The organism is Actinoplanes italicus (assembly GCF_003001815.1).
Lineage (GTDB): Bacteria > Actinomycetota > Actinomycetes > Mycobacteriales > Micromonosporaceae > Actinoplanes > Actinoplanes italicus.
In genome coordinates this window covers 95271-117586 of the sequence record NZ_PVMZ01000026.1, presented here as the reverse complement: position 1 = coordinate 117586, position 22316 = coordinate 95271, and the positions used below count along the sequence as shown (strand labels likewise).

The 22316-nt window shown below is 69.4% G+C and carries 23 protein-coding genes; 16 read left to right on the top strand and 7 right to left on the bottom strand.

Features of this window, described 5'->3' with window-relative positions; genetic code table 11:
- Positions 1-5: 5 nt before the first annotated feature.
- Positions 6-605 (bottom strand): TetR/AcrR family transcriptional regulator, encoded by a 600-nt coding sequence (locus CLV67_RS42950; RefSeq protein WP_203737676.1) that lies wholly within the window; start codon positions 603-605, stop codon positions 6-8.
- A gap of 107 nt (positions 606-712) precedes the next feature.
- Between CLV67_RS42950 and CLV67_RS42945 the strand changes: the two genes are divergently transcribed.
- Complete coding sequence (locus tag CLV67_RS42945; RefSeq protein ID WP_106329296.1) at positions 713-1480, top strand: SDR family NAD(P)-dependent oxidoreductase; 768 nt, start codon at positions 713-715, stop codon at positions 1478-1480.
- On the opposite strand, the gene CLV67_RS42940 is transcribed toward CLV67_RS42945, so the two are convergent.
- Positions 1477-2304 carry a hypothetical protein gene (locus CLV67_RS42940; RefSeq protein ID WP_249037985.1) on the bottom strand — a complete coding sequence of 276 codons (828 nt, stop codon included), beginning with the start codon at positions 2302-2304 and terminating at the stop codon, positions 1477-1479. The two genes, CLV67_RS42945 and CLV67_RS42940, sit on opposite strands and share 4 nt — an antisense overlap.
- Positions 2305-2379: 75 nt before the next feature.
- Between CLV67_RS42940 and CLV67_RS42935 the strand changes: the two genes are divergently transcribed.
- Genes CLV67_RS42935 through CLV67_RS42915 form a run of 5 tightly spaced genes read left to right on the top strand, consistent with a single transcriptional unit; the run spans position 2380 to position 6863 of the window.
- Entirely contained in the window at positions 2380-3840 is a 1461-nt protein-coding gene (locus CLV67_RS42935) for a menaquinone biosynthesis decarboxylase (RefSeq protein WP_106329294.1), read from the top strand.
- Complete coding sequence (mqnP, locus tag CLV67_RS42930) at positions 3837-4730, top strand: menaquinone biosynthesis prenyltransferase MqnP (RefSeq protein ID WP_373873207.1); 894 nt, start codon at positions 3837-3839, stop codon at positions 4728-4730. Before CLV67_RS42935 ends, mqnP begins: the two co-directional genes overlap by 4 nt.
- A gap of 31 nt (positions 4731-4761) precedes the next feature.
- On the top strand, positions 4762-5274 hold the full coding sequence (locus CLV67_RS42925) for a SigE family RNA polymerase sigma factor (RefSeq protein ID WP_106329292.1): 513 nt from the start codon (positions 4762-4764) through the stop codon (positions 5272-5274).
- Positions 5258-6223 (top strand): hypothetical protein, encoded by a 966-nt coding sequence (locus tag CLV67_RS42920; protein WP_106329290.1) that lies wholly within the window; start codon positions 5258-5260, stop codon positions 6221-6223. The genes CLV67_RS42925 and CLV67_RS42920 overlap by 17 nt, the downstream gene beginning before the upstream one ends.
- A 16-nt stretch (positions 6224-6239) precedes the next feature.
- Positions 6240-6863, top strand: a complete 624-nt coding sequence (locus CLV67_RS42915) for a UbiX family flavin prenyltransferase (protein WP_106329288.1) — start codon at positions 6240-6242, stop codon at positions 6861-6863.
- On the opposite strand, the gene CLV67_RS42910 is transcribed toward CLV67_RS42915, so the two are convergent.
- A complete protein-coding gene (locus tag CLV67_RS42910; protein ID WP_106329286.1) occupies positions 6860-7135 on the bottom strand; it encodes a BldC family transcriptional regulator in 276 nt (91 codons plus the stop codon). The genes CLV67_RS42915 and CLV67_RS42910 overlap by 4 nt on opposite strands.
- 212 nt (positions 7136-7347) lie before the next feature.
- Here CLV67_RS42910 and CLV67_RS42905 point away from each other — a divergent pair, with 212 nt between their 5' ends.
- The 4 genes from CLV67_RS42905 to CLV67_RS42885 all read left to right on the top strand — a co-directional run bounded on the left by CLV67_RS42905 (position 7348) and on the right by CLV67_RS42885 (position 11567).
- Positions 7348-7797, top strand: coding sequence for an Lrp/AsnC family transcriptional regulator (locus CLV67_RS42905; RefSeq protein WP_106329284.1), 450 nt, complete (start codon positions 7348-7350; stop codon positions 7795-7797).
- An 8-nt stretch (positions 7798-7805) separates the two neighbouring features.
- Complete coding sequence (gene cds1, locus CLV67_RS42900) at positions 7806-8903, top strand: L-cysteine desulfhydrase Cds1 (protein ID WP_106329282.1); 1098 nt, start codon at positions 7806-7808, stop codon at positions 8901-8903.
- Positions 8904-8966: 63 nt separating this feature from the next.
- A complete protein-coding gene (locus CLV67_RS42895) occupies positions 8967-10220 on the top strand; it encodes a hypothetical protein (RefSeq protein ID WP_146169520.1) in 1254 nt (417 codons plus the stop codon).
- A gap of 33 nt (positions 10221-10253) precedes the next feature.
- The gene (locus CLV67_RS42885; protein WP_170154216.1) at positions 10254-11567 is read left to right on the top strand and encodes a hypothetical protein; all 1314 of its coding nucleotides are present in this window, start codon (positions 10254-10256) and stop codon (positions 11565-11567) included.
- On the opposite strand, the gene CLV67_RS42880 is transcribed toward CLV67_RS42885, so the two are convergent.
- From CLV67_RS42880 to CLV67_RS42870, 3 genes are all read right to left on the bottom strand, one after another.
- Positions 11551-12180 carry a putative glycolipid-binding domain-containing protein gene (locus CLV67_RS42880; protein ID WP_106329276.1) on the bottom strand — a complete coding sequence of 210 codons (630 nt, stop codon included), beginning with the start codon at positions 12178-12180 and terminating at the stop codon, positions 11551-11553. The genes CLV67_RS42885 and CLV67_RS42880 overlap by 17 nt on opposite strands.
- A gap of 122 nt (positions 12181-12302) precedes the next feature.
- A complete protein-coding gene (locus CLV67_RS42875) occupies positions 12303-14138 on the bottom strand; it encodes a DEAD/DEAH box helicase (protein WP_170154215.1) in 1836 nt (611 codons plus the stop codon).
- A gap of 298 nt (positions 14139-14436) precedes the next feature.
- On the bottom strand, positions 14437-14937 hold the full coding sequence (locus CLV67_RS42870) for a hypothetical protein (RefSeq protein WP_146169519.1): 501 nt from the start codon (positions 14935-14937) through the stop codon (positions 14437-14439).
- Positions 14938-16390: 1453 nt separating this feature from the next.
- On the opposite strand from CLV67_RS42870, the gene CLV67_RS42860 reads away from it, so the two are divergent.
- Positions 16391-17416 carry a hypothetical protein gene (locus CLV67_RS42860; protein ID WP_146169518.1) on the top strand — a complete coding sequence of 342 codons (1026 nt, stop codon included), beginning with the start codon at positions 16391-16393 and terminating at the stop codon, positions 17414-17416.
- Between the two features lie 100 nt (positions 17417-17516).
- On the opposite strand, the gene CLV67_RS42855 is transcribed toward CLV67_RS42860, so the two are convergent.
- Positions 17517-19193 carry a C40 family peptidase gene (locus tag CLV67_RS42855; protein WP_106329266.1) on the bottom strand — a complete coding sequence of 559 codons (1677 nt, stop codon included), beginning with the start codon at positions 19191-19193 and terminating at the stop codon, positions 17517-17519.
- A gap of 163 nt (positions 19194-19356) precedes the next feature.
- Between CLV67_RS42855 and mqnE the strand changes: the two genes are divergently transcribed.
- The 5 genes from mqnE (at position 19357) to lepB (ending at position 22309) form a co-directional block, all read left to right on the top strand.
- Positions 19357-20526 (top strand): aminofutalosine synthase MqnE, encoded by a 1170-nt coding sequence (gene mqnE, locus CLV67_RS42850; RefSeq protein ID WP_106329264.1) that lies wholly within the window; start codon positions 19357-19359, stop codon positions 20524-20526.
- A gap of 19 nt (positions 20527-20545) precedes the next feature.
- On the top strand, positions 20546-20953 hold the full coding sequence (locus CLV67_RS42845; protein ID WP_106329262.1) for a hypothetical protein: 408 nt from the start codon (positions 20546-20548) through the stop codon (positions 20951-20953).
- 12 nt (positions 20954-20965) lie between these two features.
- Positions 20966-21280 carry a DUF4229 domain-containing protein gene (locus tag CLV67_RS42840; protein ID WP_106329260.1) on the top strand — a complete coding sequence of 105 codons (315 nt, stop codon included), beginning with the start codon at positions 20966-20968 and terminating at the stop codon, positions 21278-21280.
- A 64-nt stretch (positions 21281-21344) separates the two neighbouring features.
- On the top strand, positions 21345-21671 hold the full coding sequence (locus CLV67_RS42835) for a PadR family transcriptional regulator (protein ID WP_106329258.1): 327 nt from the start codon (positions 21345-21347) through the stop codon (positions 21669-21671).
- Positions 21668-22309, top strand: a complete 642-nt coding sequence (gene lepB, locus CLV67_RS42830) for a signal peptidase I (protein ID WP_106329256.1) — start codon at positions 21668-21670, stop codon at positions 22307-22309. Before CLV67_RS42835 ends, lepB begins: the two co-directional genes overlap by 4 nt.
- The last annotated feature ends 7 nt before the right edge of the window (positions 22310-22316 follow it).

Sequence of the window (22316 nt, the reverse complement as noted above, 5' to 3'; positions counted from 1 at the left end):
TCGATTCAGGCCCTGGGCCAGGCGGCCATGGCCAGATCCGCGGTGTCGGCGAGTTCCGCGCCCGTGGCGCCGTCCCGGGCGCGCTGGGACATGCCGTGCATGACGGCGGTGAAATACGCGGCCAGCTTTCGAGGGTCGGCCGTCGCCGGTATCTCGCCCGCCTGCCGGGCGCTCGTCAGGCGCTTCTCGAAGGTGTCGACGCTGGCGTTGCGCAGGTCGCGCATGTAGACGGCGACATCGACGTCGGCGGCCGCCGCACTGCAGAGCAGGTTCCCGGCCGGTGTCTCCGGGTCGGTGTACATCGCCGCAGCGTCGAGCAGGATGCGGCGGAACGCGTCGAAGGCCGTGGGTTCCCTGGCCATGGCGGCCCAGACGAACTCGCCGGCCGGAGAGCGGCCGTATGCCTCGATGACCTCGTTGAACAGCGCCTTCTTGTCCCCGAACGCGGCGTAGAGGCTGCCCGGCCGGATCCCCATCGCGCTCGTCAGGTCGTTGATCGAGGTGGCCTCGTACCCGTTCTGCCAGAACAGCCGGGTAGCAGCGGCCAGGGCCGCCTCCCGGTCGAACGTCGGCGGCCGGCCGCGCCGCGCTTCTGATGCGCTCACGCCCCCCATTCTAGAGCGATCACTCAAAGTACGCGGCCTATTTGTTGGTCGATCACTCAAGAAGCGGCTACTCTCTTCGTGAGCGATCATTCAACAAAGGAGCTGTCATGTCAGGAGCACTGCGGGACAAAGTCGCCCTCGTCACCGGGGGCAGCCATGGGATCGGCCGGGCGACCGTCGAACGATTCGCCCGCGACGGAGCCGTCGTAGGAGTGGGCTACGGTCACGACGAGGCTGCGGCCCGCGACACCGTGCTGCGCATCCGCAAGGACGGTGGGCGGGCGTTCGCCGTGCACACCGAACTCGGCACCCAGGGCGACGCGGCTCGATTCTGGGACGCCTTCGACGAGGCAGGCCGTGAGTACGTGCCCGACGGCAGGCTCGACATCCTGGTCCACAACGCCGCCAAGGGGAGCTTCGCCCGGCTGGCCGATCTCTCCGAGGAGGAGTTCGACCAGGTCATCGCGGTGAACGTGAAGGCGCCGTTCTTCATCACGAAGCTCGCATTGCCGCGACTGCGCGACGGCGGCCGGATCATCAACCTCTCCAGCCTCGCCGCCACCGTCGCCAGCCCGGATCTGCTGGCGTACGGGGTCAGCAAAGCGGCGCTGAACACCTTCACCCTCGACCTGGCGGCGGACCTGGGCCCGCGCGGGATCACTGTCAACTCGGTGTCGCCCGGCATCGTGATGACCCGGAACAGCCAATACCTGAGGGACGATCCGGAACTCGCGGCGCAGCAGGTGGCGCGCGTCGCCCTCGGCCGGCTCGGCGAGCCGGAGGATGTGGCAGGCATCATCGCCTTCCTCGCCTCCGACGAGGGCCGCTGGGTGACCGGTCAGGTCATCGACGCCTCCGGTGGCACGGCGCTCTAGTCGTCCGGGCAGTCGCCCGCCGTCCACGTGTCGTACCTGGTCACCCAGTCCAGGCAGAAACCTCCGCGGGTGGCCGGCGCGGTCTCGGTCGCGACGTCCTCGCGCCAGTACCGGGCCGGCCCACCACCGGCCGGTCGCAGCTGTACGTTGTCGACCGTGACCTTCGGCACGTCGATCCTGGCCTGCCGGGTGGGGTCGACGTGCACCTCGACGTACTGCTCCATGCGGGCGGCGACCCCGAGCGGCAGCCGCTGCTGGGTGAGCAGGTTCCACCGGTTGTTCCACCACAGCCAGGCCCGCCAGACGCCGCTCCGGTCGGTGCCGATGTCGAGCCACACCTGGTCGCCGGGGCGGACCGCGTACTGGTCGTAGAACTGCCACCGGTTGGTGTTCGTGTCGAAGGTGTAGACGTGCTGGCGGCCCGGTGAGGCCCAGCCCGTCTCCGCCCAGCCGGCCTCCAGCCAGGCGATCCGGCCGCCGCCCATGTCCCGCTTCGCCATGAAACGGCCGACCACGAAGTCGTACGTCTGTGGCCGTACCGACCCGTCGACGACCGAGAACCGCCCGGACACCCCACCCCAGTCGCCGCTCGTACCGGCGCCGAGGTGGTGGTAGCCGCTCGGGGTGAAACCGGTCTTCGTCGACTCCAGCACGGGCCGGTCGGCGCGGCAGGCGCGCGGGCTGTCCAGCGTCGCCGGACCGGTCGGCGGTCGGGTCGACGCCGGCCCCGGCGCGCACTCCGGCAGTGGGATCTCGGTCGCCGAGACGGCCGGCGCCACGGCCAGAGCCGCGGTCAGACCGGTCAGCAGACACCATCGGGTCACGACACGCAGCTTCATGAAAGCCCCAACGGGAGTCCCGGATCTCCAGTGACGGACCCTGGTGCCAGACTGGGTGCCATGGCGCCGCGTGGATTCCCCTATGCCGATCTGCAGAGCTTCATCGCCGCCCTCGAGGCCGCCGGTGAGCTGCACCGGGTCACCGTTCCGGTGGACCCGACACTGGAGATCAGTGAGATCGTCACCCGGACCGTGCGGGCCGACGGGCCGGCACTGCTCTTCGAGCGGCCCACCCGCGGCGAGATGCCAGTGGTGATCAACCTGTTCGGCACCGAGAAGCGGATGGCCATGGCGCTCGGCGTCGACCGGCTCGACGAGATCGGCGAGCGGATCGGCGCGATCGCCAAGCCGGAGCTGCCGGTCGGCTGGTCCGGCATCCGCGAGGGCATCGGCAAGGTGCTGCAACTCAAGTCGATGCCGCCGAAGAAGGTGAAGAGCGCCCCCTGCCAGGAGATCGTGCTCAAGGGCGACGAGGTCGACCTGAACAAGCTGCCCGGCCTGCAGATCTGGCCAGGCGACGGCGGCATCTTCCACAACTTCGGGCTGACACACACCAAGCACCCCGAGACCGGTAAGCGCAACCTCGGCCTCTACCGGCTCCAGCAGCACTCGAAGAACACGCTCGGCATGCACTGGCAGATCCACAAGGACTCCACCGCGCACCACGCGGTGGCGGAGCGGCGTGGCGAGCGCCTTCCGGTCGCCGTCGCGATCGGTTGCGATCCCGTGGTGTCGTACGCCGCGAGCGCGCCCCTGCCCGGCGACATCGACGAGTACCTGTTCGCCGGATTCCTCAAGGGCGAGCGGATCGAGATGGTCGACTGCGTCTCCGTCCCCCTGCAGGTGCCGGCCGAGGCGCAGATCGTCCTGGAGGGCTATCTGGAGCCCGGCGAGCGCCTGCCGGAGGGCCCGTTCGGCGACCACACCGGCTACTACACGCCGGTCGAGCCGTTCCCGGTGCTGCACATCGAGACGATGACGATGCGCAAGAAGCCGATCTACCACTCGATCATCACGTCGAAGCCGCCGCAGGAGGACCACGGCCTGGGCAAGGCCACCGAGCGGATCTTCCTGCCGCTCGCGAAGATCCTGATCCCGGACATCGTCGACTACGACATGCCGGCGGCCGGCGTCTTCCACAACTGCCTCATCGTGTCGATCCGCAAGCGGTACCCGAAGCACGCGCAGAAGGTGATGAACGCCATCTGGGGCGCCCACCTGCTGTCGCTGGTGAAGCTGATCGTCGTCGTCGACGAGGACTGTGACGTCCACGACTACAACGACGTCGCGTTCCGGGCCTTCGGCAACGTCGACTACGCCCGCGACCTGTTGCTCACCGAGGGCCCCGTGGACCACCTGGACCACTCGTCCTACCAGCAGTTCTGGGGCGGCAAGGCGGGCGTGGACGCGACTCGTAAGCTGCCGACCGAGGGTTACACCCGCGGCTGGCCGGAGGAGATGGCCATGTCTCCCGAGGTGGTCAGCCTGGTCGACAAACGGTGGAAGGAATACGGGCTGTGACAGCTCTCGAGGAGAAGCCCGGCAAGGTCAAAGCCTTCCTCCGGCTGGTGATGATCGAGCACTCGATCTTCGCGCTGCCGTTCGCCTACCTGTCGTCGCTGGTCGCCATCGAGTCGCTGGACGACACGGTCGGCGAGCACTGGCTCGACCTGGTGCTCGTCACGATCGCGATGGTCTCGGGGCGTACCTTCGCCATGGCGGCCAACCGCATCCTCGACCGCCGGATCGACGCGCAGAACCCGCGGACGCAGAACCGGGAGCTGGTCACCGGCGCGGTCAGCGTGCGTACTGCCTGGACCGGCGCGATCGTCTCGCTGGTGATCCTGGTCGTTGCGGCCGGGCTGCTCAACCCGCTCTGCCTGGTGCTGTCGCCGCTCGCGGTCGTCCCGCTGGTGATCTACCCGTACGCCAAGCGGTTCACGAACTTCCCGCACTACGTGCTGGCCCTGGCTCAGGCGGTCGCCCCGGTCGGCGCCTGGCTCGCGATCACCGGCACGTTCGCCGGTTCCTGGCCGGCCTGGGTGCTCGGCGTCGCGGTGGGCCTGTGGATCGGTGGCTTCGACATCATCTACGCCTGCCAGGACGTCGAGGTCGACCGGAAGATCGGGGTGCACTCCACCCCGGCACGGTTCGGCGTGCGGACCGCCCTGCACATCTCCACGGTCACGCACGTGGTCTGCTTCGCGCTGTTCGGATACTTCGGTCAGCTCGCCGGGCTCACCTGGTTCTGGTGGATCGGTCTGCTGCTGACCGGCGCCGGCCTCGTCTACCAGCACGTGGTGGTGACCGAGAACGATCTCTCCAAGGTCAACCGGGCGTTCTTCACCGCGAACGGCTTCATCGCGATCGCGCTGTTCGTGTTCGCAGTGATCGATCTCATTCTCCTGTAACCGAATCCGTGGATCTCTTCGTCTTATCCGCGTGAGCGATCGAGAGGCCGAGTTCCGCGAGTTCGTCGCGGCGCGGATGGAGCCGTTGCGTGGGCTCGCCTATCTCACGTGCGGGGACTGGCAGGTGGCCGAGGACGCCGTGCTGTCCGCCCTGGCGAAGCTCTATGTGAAGTGGAACCGGGTGAGCAACCCGGACGCGTACGCGCGGACCGCCGTCGTGCGGGCCGCGATCGATGAGACCCGCCGCCCGTGGTGGCGCCGCGAGCAGTCCCGCAGTCACGCCATGCCGGACGCCGCGCTGCCCGACGACGCCACGCACGCGGTCGACGAACGGCTGAGGATGCGCGCCGCGCTGGACGGCCTGCCGACGCGGCAGCGCGCGGTGCTGGTGCTGCGCTTCCTGGAGGGGCTCAGTGTCCAGCAGACCGCGGAGGCGTTGCAGTGCCCGGAGGGCACGGTCAAGGTCTACACGTCCCGTGGGCTCGATGCGATGCGCAAGATTCTGGGCCCGGAGCTGGAGGCTCGTCATGAAGCCGCTGTCTGAGCTGCTCCTGGAGGTGAAGGCGGACGCGCCACCGCCCCGCTACGGCGTCGAGCAGGTGGTGGCGGCGGGGCGCCGGCGGCGGCGCCGCAGGAACACCGGGTGGGCGATTGTGGCTGCGGCGGCGTTGGCCGCCGTAATCGGGGTGCCGCAATTCATCACCCGGGCGGATGGGGGACCGCCGGTGCTGCCGGCGGTCCCCACACCCGAGGTCTCGGGCCCGGTCTTCGCCTTCCGGGGTTACTCGGCGGGCGCGTACGAGGCCGGTGACGCGTCCTGGCTCTACCGCGACTACAGCGGCGCCCACGTGTATCGCGCCGGCACCCAGGAGTCGGTCGGCCGGCTGGAGGTCTACCGGCCGGGGGTGGTGCCGGACGAGGGTCCGGAGCTCGGCTACCAGCAGAACCGCCTGAAACGCAACATCATGGTCTGGAAGTACACCGACGACGCCTACGCGATCCTGACCCCCGATGAGGGCAGCGGACTCACCGAGGCCGATCTGCGCGCACTGGCCGACCGTTTCAACCCGGGCGGCGGGCGGGCCATCCGGATCGCCTACCGGGTCGGCTACATGCCGGTCGGCTATCGGATCTTCGAGGTGATCTCTCAGCCGGGCGCGGAGGTCAACGTCTCGAACGTGACGCTGCGGAACCCCGCGGGCGTCGACCTCGCGTTCCGGGTCGGCATGCGGCCGGGCCAGGCGGTACAGCCCGAGTGCCGGGAGAACGGCAGCGGGATGACGACCTACAACGAGATTCCGGTCGAGGACGCGCTGTGCGTGCTTCCGCTGGCCGGCGACCGCTTCCTGCAGATCGACGGCGGCGGTCTGCCGCTGAGCGAGGTGCGGCGGATCTTCGAGTCCACGGTCGCCGACCGCGACCTGGCGGACGAGGCCAAGTGGTACCCGGTGGATGAGGCGTTCCCCACCTCCGCCCGGCTGGGGACCGGATAGCGGCACACTTGACGGCATGCGTGAACCGTGGATCGTCGGCGTCTCCGGGGCTTCCGGCACCCCCTATGCCAAGGCGGTGCTGAGCGCCCTGCTGGATGCCGGTGAGTCCGTGGACCTGGTCGTCTCCCGGGCCGCCCGGCTCACCCTGCTGGACGAGACGGGCGCGACGATCCGGGACGCGCACTGGAAGGACGACGTGACGGCCTGGCTCGGCCGGGATCTCGGCGATCTGGCCTACTGGCCCGCCGGAGACCTGGCCGCCGGCCCGAGCAGCGGGTCGTACCCGGCCCGCGGGATGGCGGTTGTACCGGCCAGCACCGCGGCCTGCGCCGGGATCGCGATCGGATTGTCGAAAGACCTGCTGCAACGGTCGGCGGAGGTCAATTTGAAGGAACGGCGCCGTACGGTCGTCGTGCCCCGCGAGACACCGGTCACCCGGAGTCACCTGGAGCACTTGATCGCACTTCACGACGCCGGTGCGGTGGTGCTGCCGGCCAGCCCCGGTTTCTATGGCTCCGGGGCCGGCGCGACAGCACAACAACTCGTCGATTTCGTGGCTGGAAAAGTCCTGGACGCTTTAGGCGTACCGCACACGCTTTTTCGCAGATGGACCGGCGAATTGGGTGAGAGGAACGCTTAACGCAGGCCGTTGGGCGGACCGTAACCTTGCCCAGGGTTACTGGGACCGTTGTTACGGGGCTTGTTGGCGGCGTCGTCCTCGCGCATCTCTTCGATAACGCCATCGCCCTCTAGTAGCGCGCGAACTTCGGACTCACGGAATCGGCGGTGTCCACCGGGAGTACGGATGCTGCCGATGCGGCCGGCGGCGGCCCAGCGCGTGACCGTCTTAGGGTCGACGCGAAACAACGCGGCCACCTCGCCCGGTGTCAGCAGACGATCTCCAGTGTCCACAACCCCCTCCTCGGTTCGGTTTCTGGAGCGGCCGGTGGTCACGGTGAGTGTCGGCGTGCTCGATCTGGACGTAAAGTCATTAGAGCACCGCCCCTGAACCAAGTCCGTGAAATGCGGAAAAAGCCCCGATTGCGACAGTGGTCATTATCCTGCCCCCCATTCGCCGCTACCGGGCGTGAAGGCCGGAGCGCCACCCGATTAGGGTTTCTCCCATGGACTCCATCGACCTCCGGCTGATCGACCTGCTACGGGAGAACGCACGCTCGTCGTACGCCGAACTGGCCCGCAAGGTCGGCCTCTCCGCCCCCGCCGTGCACGAGCGAGTGGGTAAGCTCGAGACCGCCGGAACCATCCGCGGTTACCGGGCCGACATCGACCATGAGGCGATCGGTCTGGGTGTGACCGCCCTGATCGGCATCATCGAGGACTCGGGCGCCGACACCGACGACGTCCTCGCCGCGGTCCGCGCCATGCCCGAGGTGGAGAGCTGCTATTTCATGGCTGGTGTCGAGTCCTATCAGCTCACCGTGCGCGTCGGGACGATCGCGGAACTGGAGCAGTTGATCGTGCGAATAAACCGGACACCCGGGGTCGCCTCGACCCGGACGGCGATCGCGCTCTCCACCAAGTGGGAGAACCGCCCGCAGCCCGGCCTGGGCTGAGGCCGGGGATGGATCTCACCAGGCTCGACCGCTCCGACAGCGTCGCCCGTGACTGGGCCCGCGACGCGATCGCCCAGGTCGAGGCGGACGCCAACCGCTCCGCCGACACGCATCTGCTGCCGTTCCCGCTGCCGGCGTCGTGGGGAATCGACCTGTATCTCAAGGACGAGTCGTCGCACCCCACCGGTTCGCTCAAGCACCGCCTGGCCCGGTCGCTCTTCCTGTACGCGCTGTGCAACGGCTGGATCGGCCCGGCAAGCACCGTCGTCGAGGCGTCGTCGGGATCTACCGCGGTGAGCGAGGCCTACTTCGCGCGGATGCTCGGCCTGCCGTTCATCGCGGTCATGCCGGCCGCCACCTCGCCCGAGAAGATTTCGCTGATCGAGTTCCAGGGTGGCCGATGTCACCTCGTGCCGGACCCGACCCAGTGCGTGCCGGAGGCCCGCAAACTCGCCGCCGACCTGGGCGGGCACTTCATGGACCAGTTCACCTACGCCGAGCGGGCCACCGACTGGCGCGGCAACAACAACATCGCCGAGTCGATCCACAGCCAGCTCTCCCTGGAACGCCATCCGGTGCCGGCCTGGATCGTGGTCGGCGCCGGCACGGGCGGCACCAGCGCGACCATCGGGCGCTACGCGCGGTACCGCCGCCTGGACACCAAGGTCTGCGTTGTCGACCCCGAGGGATCGGCGTTCTGGCAGGCTTACGTCACCGGCGACTGGGCCGCGGTGACCGGCCGTGGCTCGCGCATCGAGGGGATCGGCCGTCCACGCGTGGAGGCGTCGTTCCTGCCCTCGGTGGTGGACCGGATGATCCAGGTGCCGGACGCGGCTTCGCTCGCGGCCATGCGGGCCGGGTCGGCCGTGCTCGGGCGGCGCCTCGGCGGCTCGACCGGCACCAACCTGTGGGGCGCGTTCCGGCTCATCGCCGAGATGCGCGCGGCCGGGCGTACCGGATCAGTGGTGACCTTGATCTGCGACGGCGGTGAACGCTATGCCGACACCTACTACTCCGACGACTGGGTGGCCGCGCAGGGATTGAAGATCGCCCCTCATGCGGGGGTGATTCGGCGATTCCTGGACGGCGGGGACTGGCCGGGCTGACACACATCGACGGGCCGTGATTAGATCCGGCTCGTGGAGGAGGATCTTCGATCGTCGGACTGGGTGGCGCGTGCATTCGGCGCCCTCGGTGTCCTCCTGCTGGCGGTGACCGCGGGTCTGGTCTTCTGGCCCGACTCCGAGCGCGCCACGCCCGCGACGGCCGCCCCCGTCGAGTCCGCCGCACCCGACCTGCCGACCATGCTCGAACAGAAGGTCAGCGGTGTGCTTCAGGGCCAGATCGACGCGCTGCTCAACGGTGACGAGAAGGCCTGGCTGGCGCCGGTGGACCCGAAGGTGCGCAGCCGCTATCGGGCCATCTATCGCAACCTGCGGGGCCTGGAGGTCAGCCGGGCCGACTACGACGTGAAGGTGCTGGACCGGAGCACCGAGTCCGCCGTGAACACCCGCGTCACGCTCGGATACTGCCTCAGTGCCGCCGCCCGCTGTCCCACCTGGGACGAACGCAGCGAGGCCGGTGCCCCGAAGGTCCTCTACGACCTCACGTTCACGCTGCGCCGCGGCGCCTACGTCGTCACGTCGATGACCGACGTCAAGAACAAGAACTACCTGCAGCCCACTCCGTGGGAGAACACCGAGCTGCGATTCGTACGGGGAAAGCGCGTGATCGTGGCCGGTCCGGCCGGGCAGGCCAGAAACCTGAAGCGCGTGCTCACCGCCGCCGAGAAGGCCGCCGCCGTCGTCGACCGGTTCACCACCGAGAAGCCCGACCGGTACCGGATCTACCTGGCCGACGACAAGGCATGGAAACGGTGGTACGGCGGGAAGCTGTCGAAGTGGGTTGTCGGCTATCACATCGCCCTCAACCAGACCGGCAGTGACATCGTCCTGAAAGCCAGTGAGGTCCTCGACTCCACGCGCCAGCTCGGCCTCACCGTCCAGCACGAGATGGCACACGCCGCGACCCTCGTACCGTCCACCAACCAGGACCCGCAGAAGGACCTGTGGCTCATCGAGGGCATCGCCGAGTACATCGGCTTCAATCCCGAACAGCCGCAGCGCACCGAGAGCCGCTACGCCCTGCAGACGTGGATCCGCAAGCACGGCGACATCAAGTCGATCGTCCGCCCGGAGCTCACCGAGAAATCCGACGATCTGACGGTCAGTGCGCTCTACGCCACCGGCCACTACGCGGTCGGCTGCATGGTCGACCAGTACGGCCAGGACCGGACGCTCGACTTCGTCAAACGGGTCGTCCGGGACGGTCAGGAGCTCGATCCGGCCTCCCGGGCGTCGTTCGGCTCGCCCTTCACCACCGTCGACCGGGCGTGCGTCCGCTGGATCAAACAGCGGGTCTGACCGATCTCCGAGGCCATGGTTAGATTCCCGATCATGGATGAGACACCCCCGCCGCGAAAACCACCGGTACTCGCCATCGTGCTGGCGATTCTCGCGCTGGTCGCGGGCGTCGGCGCGGTGGTGTTCTGGCCGGAGAGCGACGGGCCCGCCACCGCCACCCCGCTCCCGTCGGCCTCCCTGCCGCCCTCGGCCTCCGCCTCGCCGTCGGCCGCACCGGCCACCCCGCTCCAGCGGGCGGAGATCCTGGTCGCGGGCCAGGTCGCGGCGCTGATGAAGGGTGACGAGGCGGGATGGCTCGCCCCGGTCGACGCGAAACTCCACGGCCGGTACCGGACGATCTTCAAAAACCTCCGGGCGCTCGACCTGACCGACGCGGACATGACGATCGAGGGCCAGCCGAAGATGGCCGGCGCCGTGATGAAGATCCGGGTCGACCTCAACTACTGCTTCAGCGGCGTCGACTGCCCCGCCCACCGGTCCGACCCCTGGGCCGGCGCCCCTGTGATGATCAACACGCTCACCCTGACGCCCCGAGCCGACTCCTACGTGATCACCGCGATGGGGGCGTCCGGTGTGAAGAACTACCTGCAACCGGCACCCTGGGAGAACACCGAGCTGACCTTCGCCACCGGCCAGCGCGTGATCGTGGCGGGCCCGAAGTCACAGGCGGTGAACGTACGCCGGGCGCTGCCGCTGGCCGAGAAGGCGGCCGTGGTCGCCGATCGTTACGGCACACGGCTGCGCAACGAGCAGAAGAAGTACCGGGTCTACATCGCCGACGACAAGTCATGGAAGACGTGGTACGGCGGCAAGCTCCCGTCGTGGTTCGTCGCCTACCACCTGCAGCTCAACGGAACAGGCGGAGACATCGTCCTCAAGGCCGGCAGGGCGATGTCCGGAACCGACCGCCAAGTCACCGAGATCATCCAGCACGAGATGGGTCACGCCGTCACCCTCAACGACAACCGCAACTGGGACAGCGAGGACGACCAGTGGCTGATCGAGGGCGTCGCCGAGTACATCGGGTACCAGCCGAGCAAGGCCGGGAACAGCTACAGTCGCGACGCGCTGCGCTACGTCCAGTCGCGCCGCGGTGCCGTCAAGACGATCGCGTTGCCACGTCTCACCGCCAAGTCCGACGACATCGCAGTCACCCGGCTCTACGCGACCGGTCACTTCGGGGTGAGCTGCATCGCCGAGAAGTTCGGTGAGGAGAAGATGTTCAACTTCGTGGCGCTGGTCATACGAGAAGGTGTGACCCCGGACGTCGCCAGTCAGGTGGCCCTCGACAAGCCGTTCAAGACCGTCGACAAGGCCTGCGTCAGCTGGATCAAGAAGCAGCTCTGACCCGTCGGGCCAGCCCTGGACGGTCCGTCACGAAACCAGCGTCGTCGCAGGTCAGATCGACGCTGGTGGTCTCGTCGGCGAACCGCACACGGCCGTCGCCCAGCGGCGTCCAGATCTGGTCCGACTGCACCACCTCCAGGCTCGGCACCAGCACCCACGCCACGCTCAGCCGGTGCGCCACACCGGCCCGCGACTCGTGCAACGCCAGCCGGCGGATCGGCAGCGTGGCGAAGAGCGCCGACCCACCCAGGCCGACGTCGAAGGCGCCATACAGCAGATCCGGATCGCCGCACCCGGGCAGACCCGCCCGCGCGTGACCGCTTTCGGTCAGCGCGGCATCGAGGTCCCCCTGCTCCGACGCGGTCACCCGCCAGCGGCCCGCCGCCAGCTCCAGACGCACCCCGCGTGCCCAGCCGGCACCCTCGGCCCGCGCGTCCACCCCGACGGTCGTCCCGTCCGGCCCGGTGCGGACCTCGTAGTGGCAGGCGAACGGCACCGGCGCGGCTGCCAGCATGGTGCCCTGCGCATACAGACCGTCGCGTGCTGCCAGCAGGGCATGCTCGGCACCGGGGACGTCACTGCGCTCCCAGAACACCGCGATTGGCAACGGCATGTCGGTAACCTACCTGATTTTGACTATTTTGTACGGCCTGCTGTGCGCCGCCTGCCTTGTACGGCGTTTCCGAAAAGGCCGAAGCCCCGACCGCATGGCGATCGGGGCTTCGGTGGGGTGGATCAGTAGCTGCGAGCCGGGCGAGAGGTGCCGTAACGGCCGCTCGGGCCCTCGCGACGCGGACCCGACGGACGGTCGCCGAAACGGTCGCCGGCCGGGCGGTCGCCGAACGAGCGCTGCGGACGGTCACCGGTGGGCCGGTCGCCGAACGAACGCTGCGGACGGTCGCCGTAGGAACGCTGCGGACGGTCACCGGAGGGCCGGTCGCCGAACGAACGGTCACCCGACGGACGGTCGCCGGACGGGCGGTCGCCGGACGGGCGGTCGCTGTACGAGCGGTCACCATACGGCCGGTCGGAACGCTGCCGGTCGCCGAAACCGCCGCGGTCTCCGCGGTCGCCGAAGGTGCGGTCACGGTCGCCGAACGAACGCTGCGGACGGTCCCCGAAGGGCCGCTCGTTGCGGTCGCCGAACGAGCGCTGCGGACGGTCGCCGTAGGAGCGCTGCGGACGGTCGCCACGAGGACGATCACCGAAGCGGCCACGGGAACCGCCGGAACGCTCGCGACGGGGCTCCGGCTCCTCGACAACCGGGATACCGCTGGGCTCGCGGGCGCCGGTGATCTCGGCCAGCTTCTCGTCGCCCAGGCGGACGCGGAACTCGGCGGGGGCGACCCCGGCCTTGGACAGCATCGCCTGGGTGGTGCGGCGCTGCTTCGGCAGAACCAGCGTGACGACCGCGCCGGACTCGCCGGCCCGAGCCGTACGGCCGGCCCGGTGCAGGTAGTCCTTCGGGTCCTTCGGCGGGTCCACGTGCATGACCAGCGAGATGCCGTCGACGTGGATGCCACGCGCCGCCACGTCCGTGGCGACGAGGACGTTCGTCCGGCCTTCCTTGAACTCGGCGAGCGTACGGGTACGCACGCGCTGGGTCTTGCCGCCGTGCAGAGCACCGGCCCGGACACCGACCGCGGCGAGCTGGTCGACCAGCCGGTCCACGCCCATCTGGGTGCGCGCGAACACGATGGTCTTGCCCTCCCGGTTCGCGATCCACGAGGTGATCGGGAACTTGTCGGCCGGCGGGATCAGCAGCATGTGGTGATCCATGGTGGACACGCTCGCCTCCGCCGGGGCGGTGGAGTGCGTCACCGGGTCGTGCATGAACCGCTTGACCAGCGCGTCGACGTCACCGTCCAGAGTGGCCGAGAACAGCAGGCGCTGCGCGTTCTCCGGCGTCTTGGACAGCAGGTCGGTGACCTCGGGCAGGAAGCCCATGTCGGCCATCTGGTCGGCCTCGTCGAGGACGGTCACCTCGACGTCGTCGAGCCTGCAGGCGCCACGCTCGATCAGGTCGGCGAGCCGGCCCGGGGTGGCGACGATCACCTCGACGCCGCGGCGCAGAGCGTCCATCTGGCGGTCGTAGGGAACCCCGCCGACCGCGGTCTTCAGGAACACGCCGACCGAGCGGCCCACCGGCATCAGCGAGTCGGCGACCTGCATCGCCAGCTCGCGGGTGGGCACGAGGATCAGGGCCTTGGGGTGGTGCGGGCGAGCCCGGCCGCCCTGTGCGACGCGGGCGAGCACCGGCAGGCCGAACGCCAGGGTCTTGCCGGAGCCGGTCTGGCCACGGCCCAGGACGTCCCGCCCGGCCAGCGCGTCCGGCACGGTCGCGGCCTGGATCTCGAACGGGGTGGTGATGCCCTCGCGGCTCAGGACGCGAACGATCTCGGACGGCACACCGAGATCGGCGAAGGTCTTGACCGGCGCGGGAGTGGGCTCCGTCTCGGTGACGGGCGTCTCAATCGCCGTTTCGGCGACGAGGGTCTCGGGGGTGTCGGTTTCCGGGGTGGTGCTGTCGTAGACGGACGGGAACGTGCTGGCATCAGCGAAAGTGGTCAAGAGAACCTCTCTACGGGGGCGCATGCTCGCGAATGGCCCGCCGCGGTCTCTGACGACCGCTCGCTGAAATGCCCGCAAGAACGCCCGTGGCGTGCACCGGGTGGGCACGCCGCGTCAATAACTACCATCAGTGTACGGGTGAACGTCTGAACCGCCGACCGCATTCCGGCCGGGTAGTGGGCCTGCTCACCCCGGAGCGCAACCTCGCCAGCTTAAATGCTCGAGGCCCCGGTCACCAAAACGCCGGGGCCCCGCACACTGTCGGACCTGCGTCAGTACGCGTTCTCGAGCCGTGCGATCAGCCCGTCAGGTTGCTCAGAAAGTCGGTGAAAGCGTCACCGGCTGTGAATACGAACACCAGACTGACCGTCACCAGGAGGCCGAGGACGACCAGCATCGCGATGACGACCTTGAGGTTGCTGCTGCGCTGGTCGACCGGAGCGTCGTGCCACCCCTGGGCGAGGATGTGGCCGGTCAGCGAACCGGAGTTCTCCACCGGGTCCGAGACCGGCATCGTCATGTCGATCGCCGGGTAGCCGCCCGTGCTGTAAACGGTTCCCTGGCCACGTTGCTGCGGCAGGCCGTCCGCGACCGGGCTGATCGGGGTGGTCGGTGGGTTGCCGTACTGGGTCGGCTGCGGTGTTCCGGCGGAGACCGGCTGGGTCATCTCGATGTTCTCCGGCGACGACGGGTAGCCCCGGTACGGCGTTCCACGAGGAGCGCCTTGCGGGGCCGGTGGCAGGCCTGCCGAGGCGGCACTGGGCGGCAGGGTGTAGCTGGGCAGACCGTTCCCGATCATCGGGGGCGGCGGCACTGGCCCGGGCGGAATCGGCCCGGGGCCGGGTGGCACCGGGCTGGGCCCGGGGCCTGGTGGGACCGGGCTGGGGCCTGGGCCTGGCGGTACCGGGCTGGGGCCTGGGCCTGGCGGTACCGGATGGGGCCCGGGGCCTGGCGGTACCGGGCTGGGACCGGGACCCGGCGGGACCGGATTCGGGCCGGGCGGCGTGGGGCCCGGCGGGGCCGGAGCCGGACCAGGGCCTGGTGGAGTCGGACTGGGGCCGGGACCTGGCGGGACCGGATTCGGACCTGGGCCCGGTGGGACCGGGCGCGGTGGGACCGGTCCGGGCGGGGCCGGACTCGGGCCTGGCGTCGGCTTCGGTTCTGGAGCCGGCGTCGGGAACGGCGTCGGCGGACGGTCCGGCTCCGGTTCGGCCGGGTTAGGTCGGGTGGGGTGCGGTGGAACCGGCTGCGGCTTGGCAGGTTCGGGCTCGTCGGGCGCCGGCGGGTCGCCCGGCTCCGGCTCGGCGGGCTTTTTCGGCTCACCGGGCTCGGGATTGCGGGGCTCCGGCTCGTCCGGGGCTGGCGGCTCGTTCGGCTGCGGGTCAGCGGGTTTCGGGTCGTCCGGTGTCGGCTCGTTGAGTCGAGGCTCAGCTGGCGTCAGGCCGGCGGGCTTCTCAGCGTCACCGGTCACAGCGTTAGCAACCTCAGCGTCAGCGATCGACGCAGAACTACCGGACCCGACCGGGCCGCCGTACACGGTCGGCTGAGCCGCGGCACGGGCTGAAGCAGGCACCTCGTCGGCCGTCGGACGAACCACACCGGGAACCGAGACCCGTGCGATCCCGGACCCCGGAGCCCCCGAAACCGGCCGAGACGCCGGCCCGCTGGAAACGGGTGCCGCCGCGGACCCTGACACCGTCCCGCTGGAAACCGACGCTGGTGCCGACCCGCTGGACGGCAGGGCTGCGGGCTTGCCGGAGACCGATGCGGCCGCAGCACCGGAGCCGGGGGTGCCCATTGGCCCGCCCGGCACCGCGGAATCCGCCGAGGTTCCCGAACCAGGTGCAGCTGAGGCGGCGATCTTGGTGCTGGGCGCTGCGGAGCCGGATGCTGGGGAGCCGGATGCTGGGGAGCCGGATGCTGCGGAGGCCGGTGTCGCAGAAACAGGAGCCACGGATGCGGATGCCCGAACGACGGGTGCCGGGGAGACCGGAGCCGCTGAGGCAGAGGCCTGGCCTGCGGGCATCGCCGAGTCCGAAGCGCCGGAGACCGGCGTCGCGGATACGGGGGTCGCTGATCCGGACGCCCGGGCAGCAGACGCGGCATCGGGGGCAGCGGATACCGGGGACACCGACGCGGAAGCACGAATGACTGGTGCGCCCGAGCCCTGAGCCTCGGAAGCGGCACCTGTCGACCCCGAGTCGGAAACGGGCTTGCCGGAGACCGGTGCGGCCGCAGCGCCGGAGCCGGGGGTGGCCACTGGCCCGCCGCCCGGCACCGCGGAATCCGCCGGGCTTCCCGAAACAGGTGCCGCTGAGGCGGCGATCTTGGTGCTGGGCGCTACGGAGCCGGATGCCGGGGAGCCGGATGCTGCGGAACCGGATGCCGCGGAGGCCGGTGCCGCAGAAACAGGAGCCACAGACGCACGAACCGCTGGTGCCGCCGAGACCGGAACGGACGCGGCGACTGACGAAGGCACCGACGCCGACGCTTTCACTGCCGGGTCGGGCGACGCGTCGGCGTCAGAGGCGGCGGGCTCGGACGCCGACGGGGCGGAGTCGGAAGACGCGGAACCCGTCGCGGACGGCGTGGCCACAGCCAGCGCGTCGTCCGGGGCCCTGTCGTTGTCGCCAGCGGCCTCTGAGGGCGCGGCCGCGACGTCCGAGGCCGAGCCACTGGCGGCAGCCGTCAAGGAATCGCTACCGGGAACGGCTGCGTTCGGGAACTCGTCGCTGGCGGCGACCGCCTCTGGGTTCGCGGCTGGGGAGCTGGCAGCGTCCGACGAGTCATCGCTGGAGTTGGCGGTGGCCGTGGAGTCATCGCTGGAGTTGGCGGTGGCCGAGGGGTCATCGCTGGAGCTGGGAGCGTCCGACGAGCTATCGCTGGAGCTGGCGACCTCCGAGGAGGTGGAGGCAGCGCCGTTCGAGGATTCGGTGGCGGCTTCGGTGTCTGAAGGCTCGGCACCCGAGCGCTTGGCGCCAGAGGCGTCCGAGGACCTGGAAGCCCCGGCCGGTGCGGAATCAGTGGCCGCGGTGGCGGCCGGCGAGGAGGATGCCGGGGCCGAGTCGGTGCTGGACGCCCAGAGAGCACCCGGTGCGGGCGGTGGCGGTGGCGCGTACCCCTCAAGGTCTTTTGCGGGCGGCCGCGCAGCGGACGGCGTCTCGATCTCGCCGTCCCTGGTCGCCTGCTGCTCGTCCATGGGTCCTCCCGACCACCGCTGCCGACGACGTTTCGGACGCCGGGCGCTGACCTTAACCGTGCCACATCAGCCGGTGTGAACACACCCGGCATCGGCGTCGCCCGCCCGGTTACGACGCTCCGATGGCCGACTGGCTGTTCCGGTGCGGTGCTCGCAGTGGCCTTTGTCTGCTTCCGGAACTAATTGTCGCCGGACGACTTGCTGGAGGAAACGGACTTCGAGGCCGATCCCGACGAGGAGCTCGTGCCGGAAGAGGTCGTTCCCGAGGATGTCGTTCCCGAGGACTTCGTCGCGGAGGACGAGTTCTGGTTGGTCGACGTCGCCGACTGTGTGTTCGACTTCGTCTCGGCCGGCGTGGTCGGGCTCTGTGGCTCGTCGGTGGTCGGGTTGGGTGTCGGGCTCGGCGTCGGGCTGTGCGACGGCGATGGCGACGTCGAGGGTGACGTGCTCGGCGAGGTCGACGGTGACGTGCTCGGCGACGACGACGAGTTGCCCGGCTTCGGCGAACCACCACCCGTGGGCGGCTTCGTCGTCTTGCTCGGCGACGGGCTGCCGGACGGCTTGGTCGTGGTGGAGCCCGGTGTCGGCGACTTGACCGGCTCGTCGGGGTCGGGAGCGCCGAGATCGGGCGTCTCGGTCTCACCCTCGATCGACCCGAAGATCCGCGTGGCGGCGAACAGGCGGGTCCACCGGACCGGCGTGAGACGGACGTTGAGGCCGGTGCGCGGGGCCTCGACCATCATGCCCTCGCCCGCATACATCGCGACGTGGTGAATGCCCGTCCAGCTGCTGGAAGAGCTGAAGAACAGCAGGTCGCCGGGGAGCAGCGAGTAGCGGGAGACCTGCCGGTCACGCGTCTGGTAGTACTGGTCGCGGGACACCCGGACGAGTGGGTAGCCGACCCCGCGGTAGGCCGCGAACATCAGGCCGGAGCAGTCGTACTGGTCCGGGCCCTCCTCGGACCACACATACGGGTCGCCGCGCTGAGCCAGCGCGAACTCCAGCGCCTTGACGGCACGCGGGTCGGCACCGCGGCCGGCATCGCTGCCGGACAGGTACTCGGCGCCGAGCTGCTGGTCGGCGGCGGTCGCCCGGGTCTCGGCGGCGGTGATCTCGGCGCGGTTGTCCGCCTCGAGCTTGGCCTGGGCGGCCTGCTTCTTGCCGAGGTTGGTGTTGAGGGTCGTCCACTGGGCGGCGATCGTCGTGTACTTGGTGTTCGCGGCGATCTGGTCGGTGAGGGCGGCCTTGGCGGCCTCCTCCGCGGCGAGCAGACGACGGGCCGCGGCCTCGTACGAGCTGGCGTCTCCGAGTTGCATGCGGGCGAGGGCGTCGAGCTCGGCGATGCCGGAGTCGATCGCGCCGGGCGGCAGGGCGGCGGCCTGCTGGATGGTGTCGGACGCGGCGTCCTTGGCGGCGGCGCGGGCCTGGACGACTGCCTGCTCGGTGGCGGTGACCCGCTGGGTCGCGTTGGTCAGCTGGGTCTGCGCGAGGTCGCGCTCCTGGCCCACGCGGATCAGCTGATCACCGAGGGTGGCGATCTCGGACCGGCCCTTCTCCACTTTCTGGATGATCGGGCTGGCGGCGACACCGGGGGTGATCAGCGAGGGGGTGGTGGGGCTCGGGGTCACCGGCGCGCCGGGCATGACCAGAGACCCGGTCTGTGTCGGCCGCGAGCCGGCATCGGGGACCGAGGCCACGCCGCCGGTCGTGTTGACCGGGTCGGCCATGGCCGGGATGGGCTGGAACAGGGCCGCGATCGCGGCCGCGACGGCAGCCGAGCAGACGAGCGGCCGAAGGCGGGGGTGCATGAAGAAGCGCATGCGTTGCGGGCGTCCGTGCCGCGATGCCTTGCTCATGAGCTCCCCGTCCGCGACGGCCGACCCGTCGCTTGTCGTCCCTAATGGTTCATACCGCAAGCGCCGTACCGATGTCGATCGAATGAAGGTGAAAGCACGCTGAGAATTATTCGCCTCAACGGTGCCGCAGGCCAGTCGAGGGGCGCGTCGTACGCTCGTGCACATGGATGCTGGGTTGAAGCGTGAGCTGGAGGCGAAGGTCTACGCGGGTGAACGACTGACCCGGGAGGACGGCATCGCACTCTACGCGTCCGACGATCTCGCTTGGCTCGGCCGATTGGCACATCATCGGCGCACGGTCCTGAACGGTGATCGCGTGATGTTCAACGTCAACCGGCACCTCAACCTCACGAACGTCTGCTCCGCCAGCTGTGCCTACTGCTCCTTCCAGCGCAAGCCGGGAGAGCCCGACGCGTACACGATGCGCATCGAGGAGGCCGTCAGCAAGGCCAAGGAGATGGAGGACGAGCAGCTCACCGAGTTGCACATCGTGAACGGCCTGCACCCGAGCCTGCCCTGGCGGTACTACCCGAAGGTGCTGCGCGAGCTGAAAGCCGCCCTCCCGAACGTGAAGCTCAAGTGCTTCACCGCGACCGAGGTGCAGTGGTTCGAGAAGATCAGCGGCCTGCCGGCGAGCGAGATCCTCGACGAGCTGATGGACGCCGGGCTGGAGTCGCTGACCGGCGGCGGCGCCGAGATCTTCGACTGGGAGGTCCGGCAGCACATCGTCGACCACGACTGCCACTGGGAGGACTGGTCGCGGATTCACCGGCTGGCCCATCAGAAAGGCATGAAAACCCCGGCGACCATGCTGTACGGCCACATCGAGGAGCCTCGGCATCGAGTCGATCACGTGCTCCGGCTGCGTGAGCTGCAGGACGAGACCGGCGGTTTCGCGGTCTTCATCCCGCTGCGCTACCAGCACGACTTCCACGACTCGAAGGACGGCAAGGTCCGCAACCGGATCCAGGAGCGCACCACGATGGCGGCGCCGGCCGAGTCGCTCAAGACGTTCGCGGTGTCCCGCCTGCTGTTCGACAACGTGCCGCACGTGAAGAACTTCTGGGTCATGCACGGCCTGTCGGTCGCCCAGCTGTCGCTGAACTTCGGCGTCGACGACCTGGACGGCTCCGTCGTCGAGTACAAGATCACCCACGACGCCGACTCGTACGGCACACCCGCCACCATGCATCGCGACGACCTTCTTCACCTGATCTGGGACGCGGGTTTCCAGCCCGTCGAGCGGGACACTCGTTATCAGGTGGTACGCGAGTACGAGCAGGCGCCGTCGCTGGCCGAGCGCCGCAGCGAGCCCCAGAAGATCTGGGCCTGACACGGGAGACGGTGAGCCGATGACCCAGCAGAAAGACGCAGGCGGTCGGCTGGCGACCATCAGCGACCTGCTGGGGTCGGCGTTCGCCGGACTGGCCGTCGGTGCCGGGGTCCTGCTGGTCTTCGAGACGGTGATGGCGCTGACCGGCCTCGGCGAGTTCGGCGAGTCGAACGGCTGGCTGGTGCTGATCCTTCCCGTCTGGCTGTTCACCGAGGAGTTTCGTGCGGAGGGATTCGGCGCCCACCGGATCATGGTGGGTGGTCTGGGCGCCGGTTTCGGCGCCGCGGCGGGTATGACGGTGGCCGGTCTGGTGGCCGAGGTCGCTCCACCCTTGGTCAGCGGCGGCTCCGGCGCGGTCACCGGTACGGTCGTTTACTGCCTGGTCTGGTTCTACGGCCTCCGGTGGCTCAGCCATCGGTCCGGCTGAGGGAGAGAGCACATGAAGCCCGCCGTCAAGTACGCGCTCGGCCGCCTCGGCCTGTTCCTGGTCGTGTTCGCCGTGCTGATCCCGACGACGCCGCTCAACATCCTGGTCAAAGCCATGGTCGCGCTGATCGCGGCGTCGGGTCTGTCGCTGATCCTGCTGCGCCGCTGGCGCGACGAGTCGGCGGAGCAGTTCGGCGAGATCGCCGCCCGGCGTGCGGCGGAGAAGGCGCGGCTGCGCTCGGCGCTCGCCGGCGACGACTACGCGGCGGCCGAGGGCGACCGGGTCACCGCGGCGGACATCGTCGAGCACGCCAAGCGCGACGCCTGACCCGGCATCGGATCGATGCCGGGCGCTTGACAACCCGTAAGTCGAGTTATGTAGAGTTTCGGCCATGCCGAGAACACCGCATGCCTCGCCGCAGACGTTGCGGCTCTTCGAGGCGCTGATGAAAGATCCGTCGACCTGGCGTTACGGCTATGACCTGAGCCGAGAGACCGGCCTGGCCTCCGGGACGCTCTATCCGATCCTCATGCGTCTCACCGAGCAGGCGCTGCTCGAGGCCGGGTGGGAGCCCTCCGATCAGCCGGGGCGTCCACCACGACACACCTACCGGCTGACCGGTGACGGCATCGCGCTGGCCAAGGTCCGGATCGCCGACGCGATGGCCAGATCGTCGGCGAAACGCGCTGCGGGCGTGTCGATCGTGAGGCCGGCATGAGAAGAACGGCATATCGGGTGCTGCTGCTCGCCGTCCGTGGGCGCAGGGAGCGTGGCGGTCCCTGGGGCGAGGCCGTCCTGGCCGAGTTCGATCACGTTACGTCCACCGGAGCGGCGCTGCGATGGGCATCCGGCGGCCTGCGGGTGGCCTTCCGGGAGAGATATTCGTCGCACCCCGCCCGCTATCGCCTGGCGGCCATGGCTCTGGCCACGCTGGCGGCGGTTCCGTTCCTCGTCACGGTCCACTATGTGCCGAGCCACGGCATGGAGCCGACGATCGCCGTCACCAGCCGACATGTCCTCGACCAGGTCGCATTCCGGGTGACCGGCATCGATCACGGCGACATCGTGGCCTTCCCGGTGCCCGACGGTCCGGACGATTTTCAGACCTTGCGACGGGTCATCGGGCTGCCCGGCGACCGCATCGAGTGCAGCGAGGGCAGGGTGCTGCGTGACGGTGCCGCGCTCGACGAGCCATACCTGCCGTCCGACGCCCAGGTGATCGGCACCGAGTGCGCTGCGGTGACCGTTCCGGATGGTGCGATTTACGTACTCGGTGACAATCGCGACGTCGCACAGGATTCCCGTCATTGGGGTGTGATCAGCGAGAACAAGGTCACCGGTCGAGTCATCGTCTGAGGTGGTT

What these genes read in the sequence shown, in the direction of transcription:
- CLV67_RS42945 (WP_106329296.1), top strand. Translation starts at nt 713, where the DNA reads ATGTCAGGAGCACTGCGGGACAAAGTCGCCCTCGTCACCGGGGGCAGC.
- CLV67_RS42935 (WP_106329294.1), top strand. Translation starts at nt 2,380, where the DNA reads ATGGCGCCGCGTGGATTCCCCTATGCCGATCTGCAGAGCTTCATCGCC.
- CLV67_RS42920 (WP_106329290.1), top strand. Translation starts at nt 5,258, where the DNA reads ATGAAGCCGCTGTCTGAGCTGCTCCTGGAGGTGAAGGCGGACGCGCCA.
- CLV67_RS42915 (WP_106329288.1), top strand. Translation starts at nt 6,240, where the DNA reads ATGCGTGAACCGTGGATCGTCGGCGTCTCCGGGGCTTCCGGCACCCCC.
- CLV67_RS42905 (WP_106329284.1), top strand. Translation starts at nt 7,348, where the DNA reads ATGGACTCCATCGACCTCCGGCTGATCGACCTGCTACGGGAGAACGCA.
- cds1 (WP_106329282.1), top strand. Translation starts at nt 7,806, where the DNA reads ATGGATCTCACCAGGCTCGACCGCTCCGACAGCGTCGCCCGTGACTGG.
- CLV67_RS42885 (WP_170154216.1), top strand. Translation starts at nt 10,254, where the DNA reads ATGGATGAGACACCCCCGCCGCGAAAACCACCGGTACTCGCCATCGTG.
- CLV67_RS42880 (WP_106329276.1), bottom strand. Translation starts at nt 12,180, where the DNA reads ATGCCGTTGCCAATCGCGGTGTTCTGGGAGCGCAGTGACGTCCCCGGT.
- CLV67_RS42870 (WP_146169519.1), bottom strand. Translation starts at nt 14,937, where the DNA reads ATGATCGGGAACGGTCTGCCCAGCTACACCCTGCCGCCCAGTGCCGCC.
- CLV67_RS42855 (WP_106329266.1), bottom strand. Translation starts at nt 19,193, where the DNA reads ATGAGCAAGGCATCGCGGCACGGACGCCCGCAACGCATGCGCTTCTTC.
- mqnE (WP_106329264.1), top strand. Translation starts at nt 19,357, where the DNA reads ATGGATGCTGGGTTGAAGCGTGAGCTGGAGGCGAAGGTCTACGCGGGT.
- CLV67_RS42845 (WP_106329262.1), top strand. Translation starts at nt 20,546, where the DNA reads ATGACCCAGCAGAAAGACGCAGGCGGTCGGCTGGCGACCATCAGCGAC.
- CLV67_RS42840 (WP_106329260.1), top strand. Translation starts at nt 20,966, where the DNA reads ATGAAGCCCGCCGTCAAGTACGCGCTCGGCCGCCTCGGCCTGTTCCTG.
- CLV67_RS42835 (WP_106329258.1), top strand. Translation starts at nt 21,345, where the DNA reads ATGCCGAGAACACCGCATGCCTCGCCGCAGACGTTGCGGCTCTTCGAG.
- lepB (WP_106329256.1), top strand. Translation starts at nt 21,668, where the DNA reads ATGAGAAGAACGGCATATCGGGTGCTGCTGCTCGCCGTCCGTGGGCGC.